At 34.9% G+C, this 21,749-nt stretch carries 17 protein-coding genes and 1 other RNA gene; 11 read left to right on the top strand and 7 right to left on the bottom strand.

The features are described from left to right. Position 1 precedes the first annotated feature (1 nt). The 4 genes from RRF69_RS03190 to RRF69_RS03175 all read left to right on the top strand — a co-directional run bounded on the left by RRF69_RS03190 (position 2) and on the right by RRF69_RS03175 (position 7,444). Positions 2-1,000, top strand: coding sequence for a PorP/SprF family type IX secretion system membrane protein (locus tag RRF69_RS03190; RefSeq protein WP_316940530.1), 999 nt, complete (start codon positions 2-4; stop codon positions 998-1,000). A gap of 608 nt (positions 1,001-1,608) precedes the next feature. Beyond that, a complete protein-coding gene (locus RRF69_RS03185) occupies positions 1,609-2,040 on the top strand; it encodes a hypothetical protein (protein WP_316940529.1) in 432 nt (143 codons plus the stop codon). Beyond that, on the top strand, positions 2,030-6,532 hold the full coding sequence (locus RRF69_RS03180) for a gliding motility-associated C-terminal domain-containing protein (RefSeq protein ID WP_316940528.1): 4,503 nt from the start codon (positions 2,030-2,032) through the stop codon (positions 6,530-6,532). The genes RRF69_RS03185 and RRF69_RS03180 overlap by 11 nt, the downstream gene beginning before the upstream one ends. A gap of 24 nt (positions 6,533-6,556) precedes the next feature. Beyond that, positions 6,557-7,444: a PorP/SprF family type IX secretion system membrane protein gene (locus RRF69_RS03175; RefSeq protein ID WP_316940527.1), complete on the top strand. Its 888-nt coding sequence runs from the start codon at positions 6,557-6,559 to the stop codon at positions 7,442-7,444. A gap of 83 nt (positions 7,445-7,527) precedes the next feature. Here RRF69_RS03175 and ssrA read toward each other — a convergent pair. Next, positions 7,528-7,920, bottom strand: a transfer-messenger RNA (tmRNA) gene (gene ssrA, locus RRF69_RS03170). 111 nt (positions 7,921-8,031) lie between these two features. Between ssrA and RRF69_RS03165 the strand changes: the two genes are divergently transcribed. Then, positions 8,032-9,237: an NAD(P)-dependent oxidoreductase gene (locus RRF69_RS03165; protein WP_316941102.1), complete on the top strand. Its 1,206-nt coding sequence runs from the start codon at positions 8,032-8,034 to the stop codon at positions 9,235-9,237. Further along, positions 9,238-9,459 (top strand): DUF3820 family protein, encoded by a 222-nt coding sequence (locus RRF69_RS03160; RefSeq protein WP_316940526.1) that lies wholly within the window; start codon positions 9,238-9,240, stop codon positions 9,457-9,459. Here the strand turns inward: RRF69_RS03160 and RRF69_RS03155 are convergent, their stop codons facing one another. Together RRF69_RS03155 and kdsA are read right to left on the bottom strand one after the other, a co-directional pair. After that, positions 9,460-10,032, bottom strand: a complete 573-nt coding sequence (locus tag RRF69_RS03155) for a hypothetical protein (protein WP_316940525.1) — start codon at positions 10,030-10,032, stop codon at positions 9,460-9,462. A gap of 156 nt (positions 10,033-10,188) precedes the next feature. Then, complete coding sequence (kdsA, locus tag RRF69_RS03150) at positions 10,189-11,007, bottom strand: 3-deoxy-8-phosphooctulonate synthase (RefSeq protein ID WP_316940524.1); 819 nt, start codon at positions 11,005-11,007, stop codon at positions 10,189-10,191. A 68-nt stretch (positions 11,008-11,075) separates the two neighbouring features. Here kdsA and RRF69_RS03145 point away from each other — a divergent pair, with 68 nt between their 5' ends. Next, on the top strand, positions 11,076-12,068 hold the full coding sequence (locus RRF69_RS03145) for a M28 family peptidase (protein WP_316940523.1): 993 nt from the start codon (positions 11,076-11,078) through the stop codon (positions 12,066-12,068). Positions 12,069-12,075: 7 nt separating this feature from the next. Here the strand turns inward: RRF69_RS03145 and RRF69_RS03140 are convergent, their stop codons facing one another. Further along, the gene (locus RRF69_RS03140; protein WP_316940522.1) at positions 12,076-12,516 is read right to left on the bottom strand and encodes a hypothetical protein; all 441 of its coding nucleotides are present in this window, start codon (positions 12,514-12,516) and stop codon (positions 12,076-12,078) included. A 94-nt stretch (positions 12,517-12,610) separates the two neighbouring features. Between RRF69_RS03140 and RRF69_RS03135 the strand changes: the two genes are divergently transcribed. Further along, positions 12,611-13,963 (top strand): UDP-N-acetylmuramate--L-alanine ligase, encoded by a 1,353-nt coding sequence (locus tag RRF69_RS03135; protein ID WP_316940521.1) that lies wholly within the window; start codon positions 12,611-12,613, stop codon positions 13,961-13,963. Between the two features lie 634 nt (positions 13,964-14,597). Here the strand turns inward: RRF69_RS03135 and RRF69_RS03130 are convergent. Beyond that, entirely contained in the window at positions 14,598-16,097 is a 1,500-nt protein-coding gene (locus tag RRF69_RS03130; protein ID WP_316940520.1) for a TrkH family potassium uptake protein, read from the bottom strand. 1 nt (position 16,098) lies between these two features. Then, on the bottom strand, positions 16,099-17,445 hold the full coding sequence (gene trkA, locus RRF69_RS03125) for a Trk system potassium transporter TrkA (protein ID WP_316940519.1): 1,347 nt from the start codon (positions 17,443-17,445) through the stop codon (positions 16,099-16,101). A gap of 114 nt (positions 17,446-17,559) precedes the next feature. On the opposite strand from trkA, the gene radC reads away from it, so the two are divergent. Genes radC through RRF69_RS03110 form a run of 3 tightly spaced genes read left to right on the top strand, consistent with a single transcriptional unit; the run spans position 17,560 to position 20,500 of the window. Next, positions 17,560-18,246 carry a RadC family protein gene (radC, locus tag RRF69_RS03120; RefSeq protein WP_316940518.1) on the top strand — a complete coding sequence of 229 codons (687 nt, stop codon included), beginning with the start codon at positions 17,560-17,562 and terminating at the stop codon, positions 18,244-18,246. A 38-nt stretch (positions 18,247-18,284) separates the two neighbouring features. Continuing rightward, positions 18,285-19,595: a polysaccharide deacetylase family protein gene (locus RRF69_RS03115; RefSeq protein WP_316940517.1), complete on the top strand. Its 1,311-nt coding sequence runs from the start codon at positions 18,285-18,287 to the stop codon at positions 19,593-19,595. Beyond that, positions 19,592-20,500, top strand: coding sequence for a hypothetical protein (locus RRF69_RS03110; RefSeq protein WP_316940516.1), 909 nt, complete (start codon positions 19,592-19,594; stop codon positions 20,498-20,500). The genes RRF69_RS03115 and RRF69_RS03110 overlap by 4 nt, the downstream gene beginning before the upstream one ends. Here the strand turns inward: RRF69_RS03110 and RRF69_RS03105 are convergent. Further along, positions 20,497-21,609, bottom strand: coding sequence for a polysaccharide biosynthesis C-terminal domain-containing protein (locus RRF69_RS03105; protein WP_316940515.1), 1,113 nt, complete (start codon positions 21,607-21,609; stop codon positions 20,497-20,499). The genes RRF69_RS03110 and RRF69_RS03105 overlap by 4 nt on opposite strands. Positions 21,610-21,749 lie beyond the last annotated feature (140 nt).

Raw genomic sequence — 21,749 nt, 5'->3', positions numbered from 1 at the left:
GATGAAAAAATACTTACTCTTTTTACTGTTTTTTACTTCTGTATTTAGTTATGCACAGGATGTTATTTTTGCACAAAATTTCTTAGTACCAGAAACGTTGAATACTTCGTTTACGGGAGCAACTAGAGGAACCAAGACGGGTGCTGTTTTTAGATCTCAATGGAGAAGTAGTGCTTTAAAAGTATCCTCAAATTTTGCATTTGCAGACACTTGGTTTGAAGGCTTTAAGTCTGGAATTGGGATTAGTCTATTGAATCAAAAGGAAAGCGGTTCAAGCTATACTTTTAATCAGGCCAATCTGAATTTTGCAATGGCTTTTGAAATCAGTGAAACATGGTTTTTTAGACCTAGTATTTCAGCCGGATTTGGGATGAAAAACTATGGTTTTCAAAATTTGCTTTTAGAAGATCAAATCAACTTAGGAAGTCCATGGATGAATACAGGTTCTATCGATCCTGCAGTGTTAAAAGCTCAAAGATCTTTTATTGACATTAGTTCTTCCCTTCTTTTTAATAACGAAGAGTCGTGGTTTGGACTTACGATACGGCATCTTAATAAACCGAATATTTCATTGACTGAAGCTGGAAATGTTCCGCTAGATATTTTCTTTTCAGCCCATGGAAAATATTACCTACCTGTATTAGACAATGTGAGAACATGGTTGGCCGACAAAAGCAAGATCTACCTCCTGTCAAACTATATGAAACAAGGGGTTAACAGTCGTTTTGATGCGGGAGTGCAATATGTTTTTGATGACAAAATATCTTTGGGTTTAACGTCGGTAACCACGCCGTCCAAGAACACAGATAAAACCACCCCATTGAGTTCTCTCAGTACCTTTGTAGGAGTTCAGTGGCAGGGCTATCGATTTGGATATTCGTATGATCTAAATACTTCAGAACTACTGAATTCTGGTGGTATCCATGAATTTTCAATTTCCTATGATTTTAATATCAATATCAGAGAATTGAATCGATATAAATGTGTTCCTTTCTTTTAGGAAACGGAGGATAATTTCTGAAAAAAAACACAGAGCCCCACAACATCTAGTTGTGGGGCTCAGTGTTAAAAGGAGGTTCTCTTGAGACTTTGTTCATAAAAACCCGTTTTTAATCCTTTCTAAGTATTTAAAGATAGGTTATTAAATTAATCATGTATTTGATATTTAAAGAATTTAATCCTATAAATTTATTTTTAGGGACGTATTTTTTTATTTGAATTTACAGGTTTTTAATTAAAAATATAAGAAGGATATATTTCTACAGTATGCTTTAAATGTGTGTTTTAAAAAACGGAATTCTCAAATATGAAAATAATATCGATATTTTATTTCGTAAATGAACTTTTATTTTTATGATATTTATTGTATATTTAAAGTGCCCCTAACTTACAACACATGTACATATTTATTTCTGTACTTTCATTACATCTTCTTTTCAGTCTATTCTTGACTGAGATTTTAATTGCACATCAATTTTTTTAAAACAGAACTCTTTCGGAAAACCGAATGAGCATACGACCCATTTTGTCATTTAAATATAGATCTTATTCTTGTTTGGAAGAAGCGCATAAAATAGTTCCCCAACCCAATTTCTAATATTCTAAATCATGAAAAACAATTATTTATTTTTCGTCTGCCTTATTTTAATAATAGTCAGAATTTCTTCTCAAGAACAAACAAATTCATCAACTACTTTCAGTCAAAACGATGATATTTTATATCCAGCAATATCCTTTGAACACCCTTTGCATCTTGACGTCTTTGTCAGTGTGGTCAATTGTGACGGTATTCCTAGTCTCAGAATAGGAACATTTAATGAGTCTAGAGCGCGAAAAGATATCGTGACTAGCTTTCAAATTACAATAAGTGATGAAAATGGAAAATCTGAAGTTTTTAATTTCCCAAACAAGAACTATAAGTTTGGTGAAATGTTGATCTCTAACTGTTCAAATTTAACACAAAAGTTGGTTTCAACTTTAAATTGGAGAACAGATAATTCTACAAAAAAAATTAAATTAAAATTTGATTATGAGAATTAATATCATTTCAACAAGTTCTTTCATTAGGATTTTTTTTATAGTGCTTCAATTGATATTTGTTTCAATTTATAGTCAAAGTACTAGACCGATTATAAATGATTTTAGCCCCAAAACAGCTTTTATAGGTGGAGTGATTGAAGTATTTGGAGCTAATTTCAATCAAAATTCTTCAAGAAACGCAGTATTATTTGGTGCGACATATGGACAAGTTATTGAATCTTCTTTCGGGAAATTAAAAGTTATAGTTCCTGTTGGAGCTACCAATAGTACAATTTCGATAACGAACCTTGACAATTTTCAAACAGGGTATTCAAAACAAACATTCAACGGTATTTTTTGTGAAAATGTGATTGATGAGAATACTTACAAAAATTCTTCTCCATTTGAACAAGCAGTCAGGAATCCATCTTACAATATGAAATATGCGGATCTAAATTTGGATGGCAAACCAGATCTAATTTCTCAAGGCTGGGAGGGTATAACTATTTTAGTCAATAATAGTACTCCGGGTAATTTGAGTTTTACCAGCATAGATTTATCAGGTAGTTCAAATTCAGTTGCCATAGCAGATATGGATGGTGACGGTTTTTTAGATATTATAACAAATGAAAACATATATCCGAATACGACAGCTACATACGGAGGAGCCTTAACTTTTGGACCTCGCAGACCATTTACTCAAGTTTCTAACTATCAAATTACAGTTGGAGATATTAATCAGGATGGTAAAGTAGATATTATTGGGTCTTCCAATTATTTAAAGGTTGGATTAAATACCTCTACAGGTCCCGGGAATTTTGGGATAATAACGACACAAGTTGGAAAAACTGGGTTTCAAACAGGTAATGTTACTGGTGCTCGGTGTTCCGATATTGATGGAGATGGTAAACCTGATTTTTTTGGTGCTGTTGGTAGTTCAAATCAAGGGGTCTCTTTACGAAATATAACTCCTGTTGGATCTAGTACACCCCAATTTGAGACGATAGAGAGGTGGGGATCTGATAACCCCAATGAGGCAGGAGTTGGATCGTATCCTTACAGATTGGTAATGTCAGATTTTGACAAGGATGGTAAGATGGATTTTGCATCTCCAAATTATACTGGAGATACTTCTATTGCTGTGTGGCGAAATAACTCTGTCCCTGGGGATATTTCTTTTGATATTGTCTACAATGATCCGAGCCCTGCTGGGAACTACCGTATCGGTCAGGGAGATATTAATGGAGACGGTTATCCTGATTTGATAACGAGATCTTTTGATTCAGGGAAATTTTCTGTCTACATAAATAAAAGTGATGAAGTGTCTAGTGGTTTAAAGTTTGATGCAAAAATTGATTTTGATGATATTTATGAAGCAGACATTGCTGGACTGGTAGTTGGTGATTTTGACGGAGATCTTGTACCCGATATTGGTATATCTACATCTTTTTCGGGTACTATTAGGATCTTTAGAAATAAGAGTATCATTTCTGATACGTCACCACCAAATGCACTCACCAAAGATATTGTTGTTGGTCTTGGCACAGACGGTACTGTAATTATTACCGAAGATATGGTAAATAATGGTTCCAGTGACGCATGTGGATTGGATAGCTTAGAGCTGTCTAAAACCCTTTTTACTTGCAGTGATGTTGGTGACAATACGGTTACGCTTACAGTGACAGATAACGCAGGAAATGTAAGTACTGCAACTGCAATTGTAACCATTAAACAGGCTGCAATTAAAGTAGCTAGTCAAACAACTGTTTGTGTAGGAGAAACTGTTGAACTAACGGCTAATGAGGGAGATAGTTATCAATGGTATAAAAATAATTTTTTAATTGTAAACGCTACCAACAGAGTGTATACAGCTTCAGAGAGTGGTTCTTATTCTGTAGAAGTAATAAATTCAGGAGGGTGCTCAGGGACTTCTCTAGAGACACAAGTGACAGTTGCTACTAGTCCAGTTATTGATGTATTTCCAGATGGAATCACATATTTATGTAGCGAATCTTTAGAGCTTATGGCCGCGGAATCTTCAATTTATCAATGGATTAAAAATGGAACAGAGATTCCTGATGCGACTTTTCAATTTTACAAACCCACAACTGTTGGAGATTATCAGGTAAGAGTCTCCGATTCATTTGGTTGCATAGCGACCTCTGATATTATTGTAGTGTCGAATGAGGCAGCTCCTGAGGTTGACGTATTTTTTGAATCTTCAAGCTTTGTATCGGGAACAATTAAAGATAGTGGTATCGTTTCTAAAAAATCAGAGACTACCTATCATTATACCATATCCAATTCAGGACCTACCGATTTGAGAATTAGTGGAGCCAACTTTTCAGGGTCGGGTGCAACACACTTAACTATTTCAGGGGCTACATTTCCACTAACCATTCAACAAGGAGAACAAAAAGTGATATCACTCAAAATTAGCCCTACAGAAGCGGGTTCATTCTCTCCTGCAATGCACTTGATAACAAACGATTGTGATGAGCAATACATTGAATTTCCATTTATATACCATGTTACTGACACAATAGATATGTCTTCCCCTAGTATCAAAACATCAACCATAGTAGATCAGACCTATTCAGGTTTATCTCAAACACCGTTAGTAAGTTTAACAGATGGTTCTAGTCCTTTAGTAAAAGATATCGATTATTCGTTGGAATATAGTAATAATATACATGTTGGCACTGCAACGATCACAATTACAGGATTGGGAAATTACAGTGGTGTGACAACAACCGAATTTACCATAATTGCAAAAGGGTTAATTGTAGCTCCAGCAAAGCAGCAATCAAAATTTTTTAGTCAACAAGACCCTTTATTAATCTTTGTATTCTCTTCATCTATTGAAGGAGAGGATGCTCAATTTTCAGGAAATTTATCTCGCTCTGTCGGTGAAAAAGTTGGTCTTTATGATATCAAAATTGGGTCATTGACTCTAAAAGACAATGCTAATTTTAAAGCAACTAATTATTTTATTGATTTTAAAACAGGCATTAATTTTGAGATTAACACAGTAGAAACCCAAGATGTTGTAGTTCAGTTAGAAAGCAACGGGCTGGTAACAATTACTCCAGAAGACATCTGTGATATTGGTGTTTTTAGTGCTAAGACAACTTTTAGTTTGGATACAACCTCTTTTGATTGTAATGATATAGGAGCCAATACGATTGTTTTAACTGTATCGGATGTTAACGGAAATATGATTACAAATACAGCTAAGGTCACTGTAGAAGATAACATCGGCCCAACAATTTTCTTACCATCAGATGTTAGTTTAAATGTAGATGGAGTTTGTGATGTGTTTAATATCTCAATTGGAAAAGCAACAGCTTCAGATAACTGTAGTATCGCATCTTTAACCAACGACGCTCCTGTTGAATATCCATTTGGGCTAACTACTGTAACTTGGAAGGCTACAGATCTAAGTGGAAGTATTACTACTGCAGAACAAACGATTACAGTTATAGATCATACTGAGCTAGGAGTAGCAATTATTTTGAGCGAGTCTAGTCCAACCAATTCAAAAAGAGTTGTTGCGCAAATAGATTTTACAGAAACTATTTATGATTTTACTCTTTCAGATTTCAGTGCAATAAATGCAATGCTTTCTAATTTAATCGCAATATCTTCAACGACCTATACAGTTGATGTCACTCCCATTAATGAGGGCTTGGTAACAATATTTTTAGCACCAGGATTGGTGAAAGACTGTAGATCAAACGGAAATATAGCAAGTAATGTATCTGAGTTTTATTATAATACTACCCCGCCTGCAGTACCCATAATTACCCGTGTTTCTGATTTTACTTGTACTGCAAATCTAGCAGTAACAGGTGATAACACCTTGGTAGTAGAAGGAACTTCAGAGGTCGCCTCATTAGTAACTCTTTTTCTAAACGGATATGGAATTGGGAGAACAGATACAGATCGCAATGGATTCTTTAGATTCGATTACACCAATACAGTGTTAGCAGATGGGAGATACAACTTTTCAGCTAGTGCAACAAATTCTGTAGGCAATACTAGTGCCCAAAGTAATCCCTATGAGTTGACGATTGACACGCTAGATACTGACGGAGACGGATCCGCAGATTTCTGCGACGATGATGATGATAATGACGGAGTTTTAGACGCAGATGATAACTGTTCTCTAGTTTACAATCCATTTCAAGAAGATCGGGATAGAAATGGGTTAGGAAATGTTTGTGATTTAGATGTTGTAAATATTTCGGAAGCGATTACACCCAATCAAGATGGAATTAACGATACTTGGATTATTTACAATATTGAAAATCATCCGAACAACAACCTCAGCGTTTATAACCGTTGGGGAAAACGGGTGTATTTTAAAAAAGCCTACCAAAATGACTGGGATGGAACTTACAATGGTAATCATCCTAAAATACTACCTGAGGCTGCATCCTATTACTACCAATTGGATTTGGATGGCGATGGTGTAATTGATTATAACGGATGGATCTATATTACAAAGTGAGTAACTATTTAGAAAAACATTCAGATGAAAAAAATAACTATTTTGATAAGTTTGCTGACGCTTGTAAGCGTCAATCTTTGGAGTCAACAAGAAGGGTTGATCTCTCAATACAGACAGCAAATGACACTGTTTAATCCTGCTGCAGTTAGTATTGATGGAGTTTCAAGATTGTCAGTCATACATAGACGACAATGGATAAATATTCCTTCTTCTCCAGTTTCTTCTAGTTTCAGCTATGGGGTTTACGTTGGAAGAAATGTAGGTCTGGGACTTTCTGTTGTAACCGATAAAGTGTTTATTGAACAGCGTACATTTGTAGGGATTGATTACTCGTATAAAATACAATTAGACGCGCTTACAAATCTTTATTTAGGAATAAAGGCTGGAGTAGATTTTTACTCCTTAGATACTTCTGGTTTGAATACATACACTCCTTCTTATATAGATCCTTCTTTGAATTCGATGAGTCATTTTGCCACAAATATTGGAATTGGAGCCTATATTACTAAAGGAGCCTTTTATGTTTCATTGGGAATTCCACGAATGCTAAAAACAGTTCGAGCAAAAGTCACAAATAATCGGGTAACTTCGGTAAGAGGTCTTTTACACATATACAGTGCTATTGGGTATGATTTTGTGTTGCATAAGGTGCAAGACATCCATTTAAAACCAAGTATTTTTACACGAAATGTAATTGGGGCCCCCACTTCTATAGATCTAAACACGATGGTTCGTTTTATGGATAGGTTTGAGGTAGGTGCTACCGTTAGATCTGGAGGTAATTATGCTGGAATAGCGCAAGTAGATATTACAGAGACCATGCAATTTGGTTGGACTTATGAGGTGAATTCAAGATCCGAAATGTCTTCGATAGGCGATAGCTTTGAATTTATTTTGCTTTACGAATTTTAATAATTCAGTGTAACGCTATTTCAGGACGAAACACACTCAAAAAAACAAAACCCACAGCTATAAAAGGTGTGGGTTTTCGTATTTTGTGGAGACGCCGAGAATCGAACTCGGGTCCAAACAAGCAGCCAAATAGCTTTCTACATATTTAGTTCTTAGTTGATTGTCGGTCTAAAACTGATTAAGAACAATCCATTTTAAACGTATCTTTTTGATTTTCAAAAACTTGCCAAAGCATCAAGTTTTCTATGTTTACTTTTACGATGCCCAAAAGTGAAACGCCGTAAACCAAGGCTTTTCGTGGACATAAAGCTTGCACACCTAGTGTGCCGAGGCCAATCCTACTGTGATTCGGATTAAGCAGCTAAAGCGTAGTTATCTTCGCCGTTTAAAAAGGTGAAATGAGTTTTACAAGAATGATTTCAGTCCTTGATATGCTTACTAATTAACAAACCTTGCTGTCAAAACCAGTCGTCCCCAGTTTATTTACTCTACAAAAGTATGCAAATTGATACAAAAGTATACAAAATCTTGTTGTCTATCTTTATAAATTCCAATATCTTCGAACAAACATTACAAAATTGAAAATGATAAAGTTTGGAATTCTAAAAGAACGTAAAAATCCACCAGATCGAAGAGTAGTTTTTTCACCAAAAAAACTATCTGAATTTAAAAAGATCCATTCTACAGCCATTCTTAAAGTAGAGTCTTCACCCATTCGTGTTTTTACCGACGATGCCTATCGAAAGGAGGGATTTGATGTAGTTTCAGACCTCTCTGATTGCGATGTGCTTATTGGGGTAAAAGAAGTCCCTATTGAAGCATTACTTCCCAATAAAAAATATTTTTTCTTTAGTCATACCATAAAAAAACAACCCTACAATAGAAACTTATTGCAAGCAGTATTGGATAAAAATATTGAACTGTATGATCATGAAGTGATTGTAAAAGAAAACGGAATGCGCCTGATTGGTTTTGGAAGGTATGCAGGGATTGTGGGAGTGTACAATGGTTTTAGAGCTATTGGACGTACTCTTAAAACCTTTCAGTTGCCAAAAGCAGAAACACTAAGGGGACAAGAAGAACTCATTCAACAATTAAAAGGCATTGAGCTTCCAAACATCAAAATAGTACTCACAGGAAATGGAAAAGTTGCAAGTGGAGCCAAAGAAATGTTGGATGCTATGCAGATCAAAAAAGTATCGGTAGCAGCGTATTTGTCAAAAACTTTTGACGAACCTGTGTATTGTCTGATCGACGTGCTAGACTACAATCAGAGGATGGACGGTAGAGTATTGAATAATAGAGATTTTTATGAGCATCCAGAACAATATGTCTCAAATTTTATGCGATTTGCAAAAGTGACAGATTATTTTATTGCGGGACATTTTTTTGGAGAAGGATCTCCATATTTATTTACCAGAGAGGATGCAAGAACTCCCAATTTTAATATCCGTTTTGTAGCAGATATCTCTTGTGATATTGACGGTCCAGTTGCTTCTACGATTCGGGCATCTACCATTGTTGACCCAGTCTATGGATACGACCCAGCTACAGGACAAGAAGTCGACTTTCAAGCTAAAAACGCTATTGTAGTGATGGCTGTAGATAATTTACCGTGTGAATTACCTAAAGACGCGAGTGAAGGTTTTGGTGACCTCTTTTTGAAATATGTAATTCCTGCTTTTTTCAATGAGGACAAAGACGGAATTTTGGCCCGTGCAAAAATGACTGAAAACGGAAAATTAACCCCTCGATTTTCCTACTTGCAAGCCTATTTAGACGGAAAAGAATAAATGATACAAGATCAACAATTTTTAATTGATTTATCCAAAATGAGAATGCCTTTTGGGAAATACAAAGGCACTTTTTTAATTGATTTACCTGAGCACTATATTGTTTGGTATAAAACCAAGGGGTTTCCGGCCGGAAAATTAGGAAAGCAAATGGGTTTGGTCTATGAACTAAAACTGAATGGTTTGGAAGATCTCGTAAAAGAGATTAAGAAACGCTATTGACTAACGTATAATGACACCATATGCAATGTGTCCAATACCTAGCACATAAAGGGTAGAAGCCCAATAGCTAGGGATGAAAAAACAACAAATTGCCAATAAGAGTGCTAGCCCAGAAAGAAGAAGGAGTTGAGCACGATTTTTGTTTTTTAAGCGAAATAGAAAAAGAGCATATAATAGTAAGAAAGTGGGGGTTAAGGCATCTATTTGACCTACATTCATTAATATGATGAGGGTGAAAAAGACCATCGCTACAAGAAGTAAATATTGAAAGGCTATTTTTTTGGTTTTGCGATTCCATAATTTATACTGAAACTTTTTGGCATCTCTTCTTCCACCAAAAATCAATGCAAGTGATGCACCCATAACCACGAAAAAAAGAATTCCAACAAAAAGAAGCTCAATGATTTCAGCAGAAAGCATCCCCAACGGGTTGTTTTCAATTAAAAATCCAGACAAAATTGATTGCATTAAGTAGACACCAACAATCATATAGATACCTACAAGAATGCTTGTAAAACCTTTTAAAATAAAGTTTACGTCATAGTTGTCGTGTAAATAGGTTTTTTTGCGCATGGTTTTTATTCTAGCACAATATACAAATTTTAGCATTAATTCAGTCTTCTTTTAGAAGTGTACAAATTTCTTATGAAAACCTTCAGTTAAAAAAAGATTCACATGAGAAAAAATGCTAATTTCTAGAGATGGTCAAAAAAGAGTCAACGATATACCTTAAAACTGATTGATCGTTTTGCGAATGGCAACTAAATTGCTTAAAAGAGATTCAAGATTGTCAATGTGCAACATGTTTGCACCATCACTTTTTGCATTTGCAGGGTCAAAATGCGTTTCAATAAACAAACCATCAACATTGTTTACGATCCCTGCTCGAGCTATTGTTTCGATCATCTCTGGTCTTCCACCCGTCACACCTGCGGTTTGATTTGGTTGTTGGAGCGAGTGAGTTACATCTAAGATAGTCGGAGCAAATTCTCGCATTTCTGGAATGCCTCTAAAATCTACAATCATGTCTTGATATCCAAACATAGTTCCTCTATCGGTGATCCATGCTTTGTGTGACCCAGCATCAATCACTTTTTGAACAGCATGCTTCATTGCGCTAGGGCTCATGAATTGTCCTTTTTTAAGGTTGACCACTTTGCCAGTCCTTGCAGCGGCAACGACCAAGTCTGTTTGACGCACTAAAAATGCAGGAATTTGCAACACATCTACATAGGCTGCGGCTTTTTCAGCATCTGCAACTTCGTGAATGTCTGTAACCGTAGGAACATGAAATGTTTCAGAGACTTTTCGTAAAATTTTCAAGGCTTTTTCATCGCCAATTCCTGTAAAACTATCAATTCTACTTCGGTTGGCTTTTTTAAAACTTCCTTTAAAAATAAATGGAATTTCTAATTTATCTGTAATTGTAAGGATCTTTTCAGCAATTCGTAAGGCCATCTCTTCGCCTTCTATCGCACAAGGACCTGCCAATAAAAAGAAATTATTAGCCTTGGTGTGTTTTATATTTGGAATTTCAGATAAAATCATGTCTTGATATTTTCCACAAAAATACGAAATTAATTTAGCTATCTTTATGCTTTAAAAATCAATTTATAATGAAAAAATTTGCGCTAGTCATTTGTTTTTTTGGAATTCTGTTTTCTTGTAAGAACAATCAAAAAACAACGACAAGTAACCCTGTCCTAGAAATCTTTCAGATAGACTCCAGTTCTGTAAAGAAACACCTGTATACCTTAGCTTCCGATGCAATGGAAGGGCGTAGAACGGGTACTCCAGGGATCGAAAAAGCTGCCGTTTATATCGAAAATGAATTCAAAAGAATTGGACTTTCTACTTTTCAAGATTTAGAAACCTACAGACAAACCTTTCGTTTTCAAAATAAACGAACCAAGAAGGAAATTCAAGCTAGCAATATTATTGGCGTTTTAGAAGGGAATGGTAAAAAAGATGAATATGTAGTAATTTCTGCCCATTTTGACCACCTGGGAATTCGACAAAAGGAAGGGGAATTGGACAGTATTTATAACGGTGCCAATGATGATGCATCTGGAGTGACTGGAGTTTTAACCTTGGCTGAGTATTTTAAAAACAAAGCATCCAATGAGCGAACCATTGTTTTTGTTGCTTTTACAGGAGAAGAAATGGGATTGATTGGTTCGAAGCACTTTGGAAAAGGAATCAATGCCAGTGCTTTTGTTGCGGGAATCAATTTAGAAATGATTGGGAAAACTCCAAGTTTTGGTCCCAACACAGCATGGTTGACAGGCTTTGAACGCTCCGATTTTGGGCAAATCATTCAGCGGAATCTAGAGGGGACAGGCTATCAATTATTTCCTGATCCGTACAAAAAATTTAATTTATTTTTCAGGTCGGATAATGCTTCTTTGGCAAGATTGGGAGTCCCATCACACACCTTTTCAACAACACCGATCGATGTTGATAAAGATTACCACAAAGTCTCTGACGAAGCAGAAACATTGAACATGATGGTAATTGCACAAACCATTCAAGCGGTAGCAAAAGGAACTGAAAGTATTATCAACGGAAAAGACACGCCCTCAAGAGTGGTGTTGGATGAAAAAAAATAAAGGCGAATTACAATCGATAGCGCATACTAATTGCAATTTCAGACTGAAATCCAATTCCTTGATCTAAAGAAAATTCAGGTCTAAAATCGATAGCGATTAAAAATGGAGAGGTGAAATGATATTCGACTCCAATTCCACTGGCTAAAAATAAAGAAGATTGAGAAGTTGAATAAATGCCAGCACCAATACCTGCATACCAATTGAATTGATTTTCCAATTTCCAAACCCACTGATACAATCCTGATGCTTTTAATTCATTGAGTTTTTGAAGTCCAAGGTTGACTTCCAAGCGATTTCTTTCTTTTAGTTTTCTTTGATAAGAAATTGAAGCACCAAAACCCTCACTTGTTCCAATGCGGAGACCAATGGCATTTTTAGGAAATTCTTGTGCTTTGGAGGAAAAGGCAGCCAAGAATAGAAAGCCAAAAATGAAGAGTATTTGTTTCATTTGTCTTGTTTTTTTTGTTCCAATAAAACGGGAATAATACTCTTTTTAGTATCCAAAGCTTTTGTATTTTTACTTTTTTAAAATTTCTTAGTTCATGAACATCCATTTTATAGCCATTGGCGGAAGCGCCATGCACAATTTAGCAATTGCACTCCATCAAAACGGATATTGCGTTTCTGGAAGTGACGATACTATTCACGATCCGTCAAAATCTCGTTTGGAAAAATATGGCTTATTACCCGAAAAATTTGGTTGGTTTCCCGAAAAGATAACTGCAAATTTAGATGTGATTATTTTGGGTATGCATGCAAAAAAAGACAATTTAGAATTGCTGGAGGCACAAGAATTAGGATTGAAAATTTATTCCTACCCAGAGTTTTTATACGAGCAATCAAAAGACAAAACACGAGTTGTAATTGGAGGATCTCATGGAAAAACGACTATCACTTCGATGATTTTACATGTGTTAAATTACCATGAAAAGCAAGTCGATTATATGGTAGGTGCACAATTGGAAGGTTTTGAAACCATGGTGCATTTAACTCAAGAAAATGATTTTATCGTTTTGGAAGGAGATGAGTATTTGAGTTCGCCCATAGACATGCGTCCAAAATTTCATTTGTACAAACCCAATATTGCTTTATTAAGCGGTATTGCTTGGGATCATATCAATGTGTTTCCAACTTTTGAGAACTACACAGAACAGTTTAAAATCTTTACAGACTCGATGGTACACGGAGGAATTATGGTGTACAACGAAGAAGATCCTATTGTAAAAGAAGTGGTCGAGTCTTCAGAAAATCATATTCAAAAGTATCCGTATCAAACCCCAAATCACCATATTGAAAATGGAGTTACTTATTTAGAAACTTCAGAAGGCGATTTGCCTTTAGAGATTTTTGGAACCCATAATTTACAAAATTTGGCAGGAGCAAAATGGATTTGCCAACATATGGGTGTTGATGAGGATGATTTTTATGAAGCCATTGCCAGTTTTTCTGGTGCAAGCAAGCGTTTAGAAAAAATTGCAGAAAACGCATCAACTGTAGTTTTTAAAGACTTTGCGCATTCACCTTCTAAGGTTGAAGCCACAACGAAGGCTGTTAAAAAACAGTATGCTGAACGAACGATTTTGGCTTGTTTAGAATTGCATACCTATTCAAGTCTCAACGCAGATTTTTTAGCTCAATACCAAGGGGCTTTAAAGTTTGCAGACAAAGCAGTGGTTTTTTATTCTCCGCATGCTGTAAAAATTAAACAATTGGAAGAGGTTACTCACATCCAAATTGCAGCTGCTTTTCAACGAGAGGATTTAATTATCTATACCAACCCACAAGAATTTAAGGACTTTATATTTTCAGAAAATCTTAAAAATACAGTACTTTTATTAATGAGTTCTGGGAATTATGGAGGGCTGGATTTTGAAGAAGTCAAACAGATTCTGTAATGCCAAACATTTTCCTCTTCAATCCGTCTGGTCTGCTAGTTTCCTTTGAAGAGTTTTCCTACAGTTTGAAACATCTCTTCATTATTTGAATAGGTCAATTGGTAACATTGTAAATTGGAAAACCAATCTAGAAACACCTGGGCATTTTCTTTTTTGGGTGACAACCAAGAATCGGGAACTAATTGAGAAAAGGCATCAATCTTATTGATTATTGATTATTGAAAACTGTAATAAAGCTTTCTGTTCATATTTTATAAATACCAACTCATTACAGGGGAGATGTTGTGCATAATTGTGATTGTTGGGTTGCAAATACCGAACAATTTTCCCCAAACGCTCAAAATGATATTCAGCTGAGCTTTTCAATTCAGGATACATAGGGAGTAAGGGCTCTACACTATTTTTTTTAACAGAAATTGCCGCAGGAAAGCTATACACTTCTTGTTCTTTTGCATCGATAGGAAAAAATCATCTGCTACACAGTCAAAGCCGTTAGCTTGTAAGATTGCTAAGGAAGTACTTTTTCCATAGATTGGGTTACAAATATACATTTAGCATGAATCCAAAAAAACACACAGGAGCGAAATTTGAGAACTTAGTTTTTAGCGTTCTAAAAAGTATATAAAAAAATGACTTAGTTTTTTCTCCAGAAAAAAGGAGTAAATAAAATAAGTACTGTAAATAACTCCAAACGCCCAATCAGCATCAGGAATGAGCAAAACCACTTGGCTGCTCCAGATAAATGCGCAAAATTATCTACAGGACTAACCTTTCCAATTGCAGGTCCAATATTCCCCAAAGAAGAGGCTGCTGCTCCCAAAGCAGTTTCAAAATCGAGTCCTAAAAGTGTCAGTGTTACTGATGCCATTATAAAAATTAGCATATAGATAATAAAAAACGAAATAATGTTTAATACAATGGTATGGTTGATCGCCTTGCCGTCATATCGTACAGGTATGATGGCATTGGGATGAAGCGCTTTTTTAAATTCTAAAAAACTATTTTTCAACATGACGATATGCCTCATTACTTTGATCCCTCCACTGGTAGAACCTGCAGATCCTCCTGTAAAAAACAACGCAAAAAAGATTCCAGTGGCAAAAAAACTCCACTGAGTAAAATCAGCAGAAACAAAACCAGTAGTTGTAATTACAGAGGTCACTTGAAAAAGGGCGTGCCGAATAGCACTCTCATTTTCACCATATACTTTTGGATGCTGAATGCTGGTATGTAAATCAGGGTCTTGAAAAAAGAGAATAATGATTGTAACGATAGCAGAAACTCCAATAATCCCAAGGATATAGTACTTGAACTCTTCGCTTTGAAATACTTTTTGAATTTTTCCTTTCAAGGCGAAATAGGTCAACACGAAATTTGTTCCAGCAACCATCATAAAAAAGATGACAATATACTGAACAAAAGGTAGGTGATTGTAATGGGCCATACTTGCATTTTTGGTAGAAAAACCACCAGTACTCACTGTAGACATTGCATGATTTATAGCATCAAACCAAGTCATTCCAGCCAATTTGAGTAATAAGAATTCTACCAGAGTCAATACCACATAAATGAGGTACAAACGCTTTGCGGTATCTGTAATTCGAGGATGCAATTTATCAGCAGAGGGTCCAGGAGCTTCCGCCATAAACAACTGCATTCCTCCAATTCCTAATAGGGGTAGAATGGCAATGGTAAGGACGATAATTCCCATACCGCCAATCCAGTGAGTAATACTTCGCCAGAATAAAATTCCTTTGGGCATGGATTCAATATCGGTTAGGATGGAAGAACCTGTGGTCGAATATCCAGAAATTGTTTCAAAAAAAGCATCCGTTATATTCGGGATTTCTCCCGATAAAAGATAGGGTAGCATTCCTGTTAAAGAAAGTGTCAACCAACCAAGGGTTACGATCAAATAGCCTTCCTTTTTTTGAATACTTGTATTTGTGGGTTTATTTGAGAAATACAACAACGAACCAATAAAAACAGTAATTATTCCCGAATTTAAGATTCCCCATTTAACGGATTCGTTATAAAAATGACTAAAAGGAAAGGCGATGAACATAAAAAAACCGTTCAATACAGCTGTGATACCTAAAAAGCGAAAAATGATTTTTGTGTTTAGAGTTCCCATCCTATTTAAAAAGACTTTCTACGGTACTGATGGCTTCTGGCAAACAGAAAACGATCACCTTGTCTCCTGCCATTATTTGCATACTTCCAAAAGACATCAATGCTTTATCACCTCGAATGATTCCGCCAAAAACGGCTTCTCTAGGGAAACGCAAATCTTTAATTGGTTTTTTTGTTATTTTTGCGTTTTCTTGTACTTCAAACTCAAAAACTTCCGCATCAATATTGTGCAAATTCGCCAAGGCCAAAATGCCTCCTTTTCGAATGTGTCTAAAAATATTACTTGCTGCAATGAGCTTTTTATTGATGAGAGATTCAATCCCTATTGTTTGAGAGATGTCTATATAGTCCATATTCTCTACCAGTGCAATGGTCTTTTTAACTCCTTTAGATTTTGCAACCAGACAGGACATGATATTGGTTTCAGAATTCCCCGTAACAGCAATAAAAGCATCTGTTTCTCGAATATTTTCTTCTTCAAGCAACTCTAAATCTCTTCCGTCTCCATTGATGACTAAAGTATTGTTCAAGCTTTCTGCCAAGGCTTCAGCTTTTTCTTTATTTTTTTCGATTAATTTTACTTGAAAATTGTCTTCACAAAGGTTCCTTGCCGTTTTTTCGCCAATACTACTTCCACCCAAAATCATTACATTTTTGATATTGAATTGTTTTCTACCAATGATCGGGTACAAATCTTTCATACTGTAATTTGGGACAGAAAAATATACTTGATCATTGATCTCATATACAGTGTCTCCACGTGGAATGATGGTTTGAGAAACATTTTCTCTTTTGATGGCAATGGTAATAAAGTCAATGGCAGAAAATTTTTCTTTGGCTTCTTTTACCGTCAAATCGATCAAAGGAGATTTGTAGGTAAGAGCCGTTCCCATTACATTAAAAAGACCACTTTCAAATTCTACCGTATCGTTAAAAGAAGATTGATTGAGCAGCATTTGAATTTCATTTGCAGCTAGCTCCTGTGGAGAAATCATAAAATCGACCCCAAAGTCCTTGAAATTAATTTCTGTAGTATTTAAAAATTCGGTGTTGTCAATTCGAGCAATGGTTTTTTTAACACCCAATGACTTTCCAATTACACAAATTGTAAAATTGGTATTTGGACTATCTGTAACTGCAATCAGCAAGTCTGCAGAATCGATACCAATTTCTTTCAATAATTTGATAGAAGTAGCATCTCCTTTTTTGGTGATAACATCTAAATGATTATTCAAATAGTTCAACTTCTCAGAGTCAAAATCAATGATATACGTATCTTGAGATTCGTATGAAAGTAGTTTAGCCAAGTGAAAACCTACGTCTCCAGCTCCAGCTATGATGATCTTCATATTTAAAATATAGAAATGTCCTACAAAGATAAAAAAGAGTTTGGCAGAAAAGGTGAAAAAATAAATTTTTAACTGCTTTTGAAGGATTTTTGTATTTTTAGTAAAAACTTTCCAATGGAAAAACTCACAATAAAGTCGTGGGCTTTAGATGATAGGCCTAGAGAAAAATTAGTTGCAAAAGGAAAAATGGCCCTTTCTGATGCAGAGTTGATTGCCATTTTAATAGGGTCAGGAAGTTCCAATGAAAGTGCAGTCTCCTTAGCAAAAAGAATTTTGTCATCTGTACAGGGAAATATCAATGCCTTGGCAAAACTCTCAGTAGAGAAACTCACTTCTTTTCATGGAATTGGACCCGCGAAAGCCATTGCTATTATCACTGCTTTGGAGTTGGGGAAAAGAAGGCAACTCGAAACTGCAGAAGTCCTTTTAAAAATTACCAGTAGCAAAGCAGTATCTGAGTTAATGCAACCGCTGATTGGCGATTTACAGCATGAGGAATTTTGGGTTTTATATCTTAACAATTCAAATAAAGTACTTTCCAAACAAGCTCTTAGCAAAGGAGGCTTAACAGCCACACTTGTCGATATGCGCTTGCTTTACAAAAGAGCTTTAGAGCTTTCCTGTGTTGGCATTATTATCTGTCACAATCATCCTTCAGGAAAATTAGAACCTAGTGCTGCAGATAAAGAATTGACTCAAAAAATTAAAGATGCTGGCATTACTTTAGACATTAAACTATTAGATCATTTAATTATTACTGAAAAAGCGTATTTTAGCTTTGCTGATGAAGGTATCTTATAATTTCACAGTTCATAGCATTTACTAAAAACAACAGTTAATTGATACTCGTTTACACTCATAAAGTTACTCCAAGAATTCGATATATTTTTAAGCATATTTTCACCAGAACCTTAATGGCTTCGGTAGATTTTACTTCAAAGATTGAAGACTTTGTTGCACACAATGGTCCTAAAATGTCCTACACCAAAAAGCCATTAGGATCTGAGTTTTTTATACGTAGTACTGAAATCTTGTTTGAGCAAGGCGTAAATGATTTGGAAATCAATATAGCAAAATGGGATGCAGTACCGTGTTTTTTTAGTGTGGGTTCAAAATCCTTCATTCCGTTTGATATTTTTGCAGCAAGTTTTTATTTAATCAGCCGTTATGAAGAATATTTACCCCATTTAAAAGACATACACGGCAGGTTTACTGCCGAGCAGAGTCTTGCGTTCCAGCATCAATTCTTGGAAAAGCCCGTAATTGATATTTGGGCGACTAAATTCTTGGCGCTTTTTAAAGAAAAATTCCCGGACTACACCTTCGGTAAAAGAAACTATGAATTCATTTCTACCATCGATGTAGACAACGCTTTTGCTTACAAACATAAAAGTTTATTGAGGACAGTTGGAGGGTTTTTGAATGATCTGTATAAGCTTAAATTTTTTAGTTTTTTCAATCGTTTTGCTGTGCTTTCGAATATCAAAAAAGATCCTTTCAATACTTTTGACAAGTTGTTGGAACATAAAAAAAAATACAATGTAAATACCTTATTTTTCTTCTTAATTGCTGACTACACCACTTTTGACACCAATGTTTCTGCTTCAAAAAATAAATTTCGTTTGTTGATCAAATCTATTGTTGACTATGCCAGTGTGGGGCTACATCCTTCATATTTCACAATGCTAAACAGTTCTCTTTTAAAGAAAGAAAAAGAACGTTTGGAAGACATTACGAACATGCCCACAAAACGTTCAAGACAACACTACCTGCGTTTTAGTATGCCAGAAACCTATCAGAATTTAATTGATTTAGAAATTGAAGAAGATTATTCCATGGGTTATGCCAGTAATGTAGGATTTAGAGCAGGAACTTGTACACCTTTTTATTTTTATGACTTAGATTTTGAGATACAGACTCCCTTAAAAGTGTTTCCGTTTGCTTTGATGGATACGACTTTAAATGATTATATGAAACTGACCCCCAAGCAATCTTTGGGTAGAATTAGAGATCTAAGAAATGAGGTTAAAGCTGTTGATGGCTTGTTCATTACCTTGTTTCATAACGAAAGTTTAAGCAATTACACCCGTTGGAAAGGATGGTATAGGTTGTATGAATCGATGCTAAAAATTGCCACCGCAAAACAATGATACACTACGTAAAACGAAAGGAGCTTCATGTTGAAAAATATGATGACTGTATTGCATCTTCGATACAATCTAGAATCTACGCCTTTTCATGGTATTTAGACATCGTTGCAGATCATTGGGATGTATTGGTGTTAGATGATTATAAAGCGGTGATGCCTTTGCCTTGGAGGAAAAAATTGGGAATAAAATATGTATATCCACCACTTTGGCTATTAGAATTAGGGATATTTTCTTTGAAGAAGACTGTAGATTACAGTTCTTTTTCTGAAGTTCTTTTTACCAAATTCAAATATGTAGAATTGAGATTGAATACTGAAAACAGTGATCAAGAACTGGATTCTTTTGTGGTACAAAAACAGCTACAAACATTATCAATTCAGGATGCTTATGAAAGTGTTTGTAAAAATTACAGAAAAGATCGAAAAAAAGATCTCCAAAAGGCATTAAAAAATAAGTTAACTGAAAAGTGGAATGACTCTTCAGAAAAGTTGATTGAACTTTTTCGAAATAACGTAGGGAAGAGAACTTCAAAAATTCAAGATAAAGATTATACTGTTTTAAAAAATCTTCTTGATACGTGTATTCAAAAAGATGTAGGAGAGATTTTGTCCATTTACGATTCTTCAAAAAACCTTATCGCTTCTGGTTTTTTTCTTAAAGACAAAAAGAGGGTTTCAATTTTAATATCTTCAACAGATTTTAAAAATAGAAACAATGGCGCCAATACCTTCCTTATAGATAGAGCCATTTACAAATACGAAAAGAGTTTTGAAATATTTAATTTTGGGGGTTCGTCAATGCAATCTATTGCAAAATACTTTATGAGCTTTGGAGCAAAAACAGAGGAGTATCAGCAAGTGAAATATAATAATTTGCCTTTTCTGTTAAAGATGTTGAAGGCTTAATTTTTTGTTGAGTTGGATCTAGAAAAAAAGTTCCTATAATATCCTCTAAAAAGAAGTGCAGACAGAATCCCTGTGATCCACATTAGTGAAGCGGTTGTTATGGAAGCGCCCAAAATCCCGTACTTAGGAATTAGATAATAATTACTAACAATATTAATAAGCAAACCAAAACTTGCGATATAATAATTCACATGTGCTTTTCCGATGGATGATAATAGATTTCCAAACAATCCTCTAAAAATAAAAATACCAGTAATTCCAAATACCAAAACTAAAAAAGAACTAGAGTATTGAAGGAAACCTTTGTCTAAAATAGCTATGATTTGATTCGCAAATAGGCTACAAAATATCAATAAAAGGATACTTACAGAAAAGAAGAATAACATGTAGTTTTTTATATAATTGAAGATGTACTGTTTGTCATAAATTTTCTCTGTAAAAGTAACAAAGTCTGTGGCGATAAATGCCCGGGGCAAAAACAAAAGACTGAACGGAACGATAGAAATATACCGATAAGTAGTAACAAGTTCTGTATTAGAAAGTAAATATCCTATTAATATTAAATCAATAGAAAAAAGGAGTTGGGTTGCAACATTTGATAAACTTGCAAAAAAGCCATATTTCCAAAAAGCAGTATCTGTGATAGAAAGGATTATTGTTTTATTAAAATCAATATTAAGTTTTTTTATATATAATAAAGATGTTAATAAAGAGGGGACTAAAAGAGCAATGGCATACCCCATTTCTTTGAAAAAGTTACTTAAAAAAAAGACACTAAAGAATAACAACAAGCTATGCGTAATTTCTGTATAGGCAAAAGTTTTATTATTGTGATTGAGTCTTAATTGAGCTCTGATTATTTCAAAAATAAAAGAAGGGATAAGAATAAAAGATAAGGTAATGATATAAGTTTGAGTATTGGGAAAGTTAAATGGAATGAAAAAACTAAAAACAATAATTAATAAGATTAAAAAAACTGTTGCTAGTAGGCCTTTTTTTAAAACATAGAGAAACAAACTATCTTTTTCTTCTTTTGTATTCAAAAGGGCTCCATATCGAAGTAAACTTTGAGACAGCCCCAAACCGCTTATAGGGATTAAAAAATACACAATATTATATGCGAACAGAACCACCCCTAATTCCTTATTAGAAATTAATTGTAAAGCAATCCAAGAAGCTAAAAAAGAAATAATACGAGCTAAAATAGTAGCTGTTAAAACATAGTTTCCAGATCGATTTTTAAAGTTAA

Source organism: Polaribacter sp. HL-MS24, from assembly GCF_032758595.1.
GTDB lineage: Bacteria > Bacteroidota > Bacteroidia > Flavobacteriales > Flavobacteriaceae > Polaribacter.
This window is presented reverse-complemented; position numbering and strand designations above follow the sequence as displayed.

Bases quoted from the DNA above. Each gene is read 5' to 3' on its own strand.
- RRF69_RS03190 (WP_316940530.1), top strand. From the start codon at position 2: ATGAAAAAATACTTACTCTTTTTACTGTTTTTTACTTCTGTATTTAGT.
- RRF69_RS03185 (WP_316940529.1), top strand. From the start codon at position 1,609: ATGAAAAACAATTATTTATTTTTCGTCTGCCTTATTTTAATAATAGTC.
- RRF69_RS03180 (WP_316940528.1), top strand. From the start codon at position 2,030: ATGAGAATTAATATCATTTCAACAAGTTCTTTCATTAGGATTTTTTTT.
- RRF69_RS03175 (WP_316940527.1), top strand. From the start codon at position 6,557: ATGAAAAAAATAACTATTTTGATAAGTTTGCTGACGCTTGTAAGCGTC.
- RRF69_RS03160 (WP_316940526.1), top strand. From the start codon at position 9,238: ATGATACAAGATCAACAATTTTTAATTGATTTATCCAAAATGAGAATG.
- RRF69_RS03155 (WP_316940525.1), bottom strand. From the start codon at position 10,032: ATGCGCAAAAAAACCTATTTACACGACAACTATGACGTAAACTTTATT.
- kdsA (WP_316940524.1), bottom strand. From the start codon at position 11,007: ATGATTTTATCTGAAATTCCAAATATAAAACACACCAAGGCTAATAAT.
- RRF69_RS03145 (WP_316940523.1), top strand. From the start codon at position 11,076: ATGAAAAAATTTGCGCTAGTCATTTGTTTTTTTGGAATTCTGTTTTCT.
- RRF69_RS03140 (WP_316940522.1), bottom strand. From the start codon at position 12,516: ATGAAACAAATACTCTTCATTTTTGGCTTTCTATTCTTGGCTGCCTTT.
- RRF69_RS03135 (WP_316940521.1), top strand. From the start codon at position 12,611: ATGAACATCCATTTTATAGCCATTGGCGGAAGCGCCATGCACAATTTA.
- RRF69_RS03130 (WP_316940520.1), bottom strand. From the start codon at position 16,097: ATGGGAACTCTAAACACAAAAATCATTTTTCGCTTTTTAGGTATCACA.
- trkA (WP_316940519.1), bottom strand. From the start codon at position 17,445: ATGAAGATCATCATAGCTGGAGCTGGAGACGTAGGTTTTCACTTGGCT.
- radC (WP_316940518.1), top strand. From the start codon at position 17,560: ATGGAAAAACTCACAATAAAGTCGTGGGCTTTAGATGATAGGCCTAGA.
- RRF69_RS03110 (WP_316940516.1), top strand. From the start codon at position 19,592: ATGATACACTACGTAAAACGAAAGGAGCTTCATGTTGAAAAATATGAT.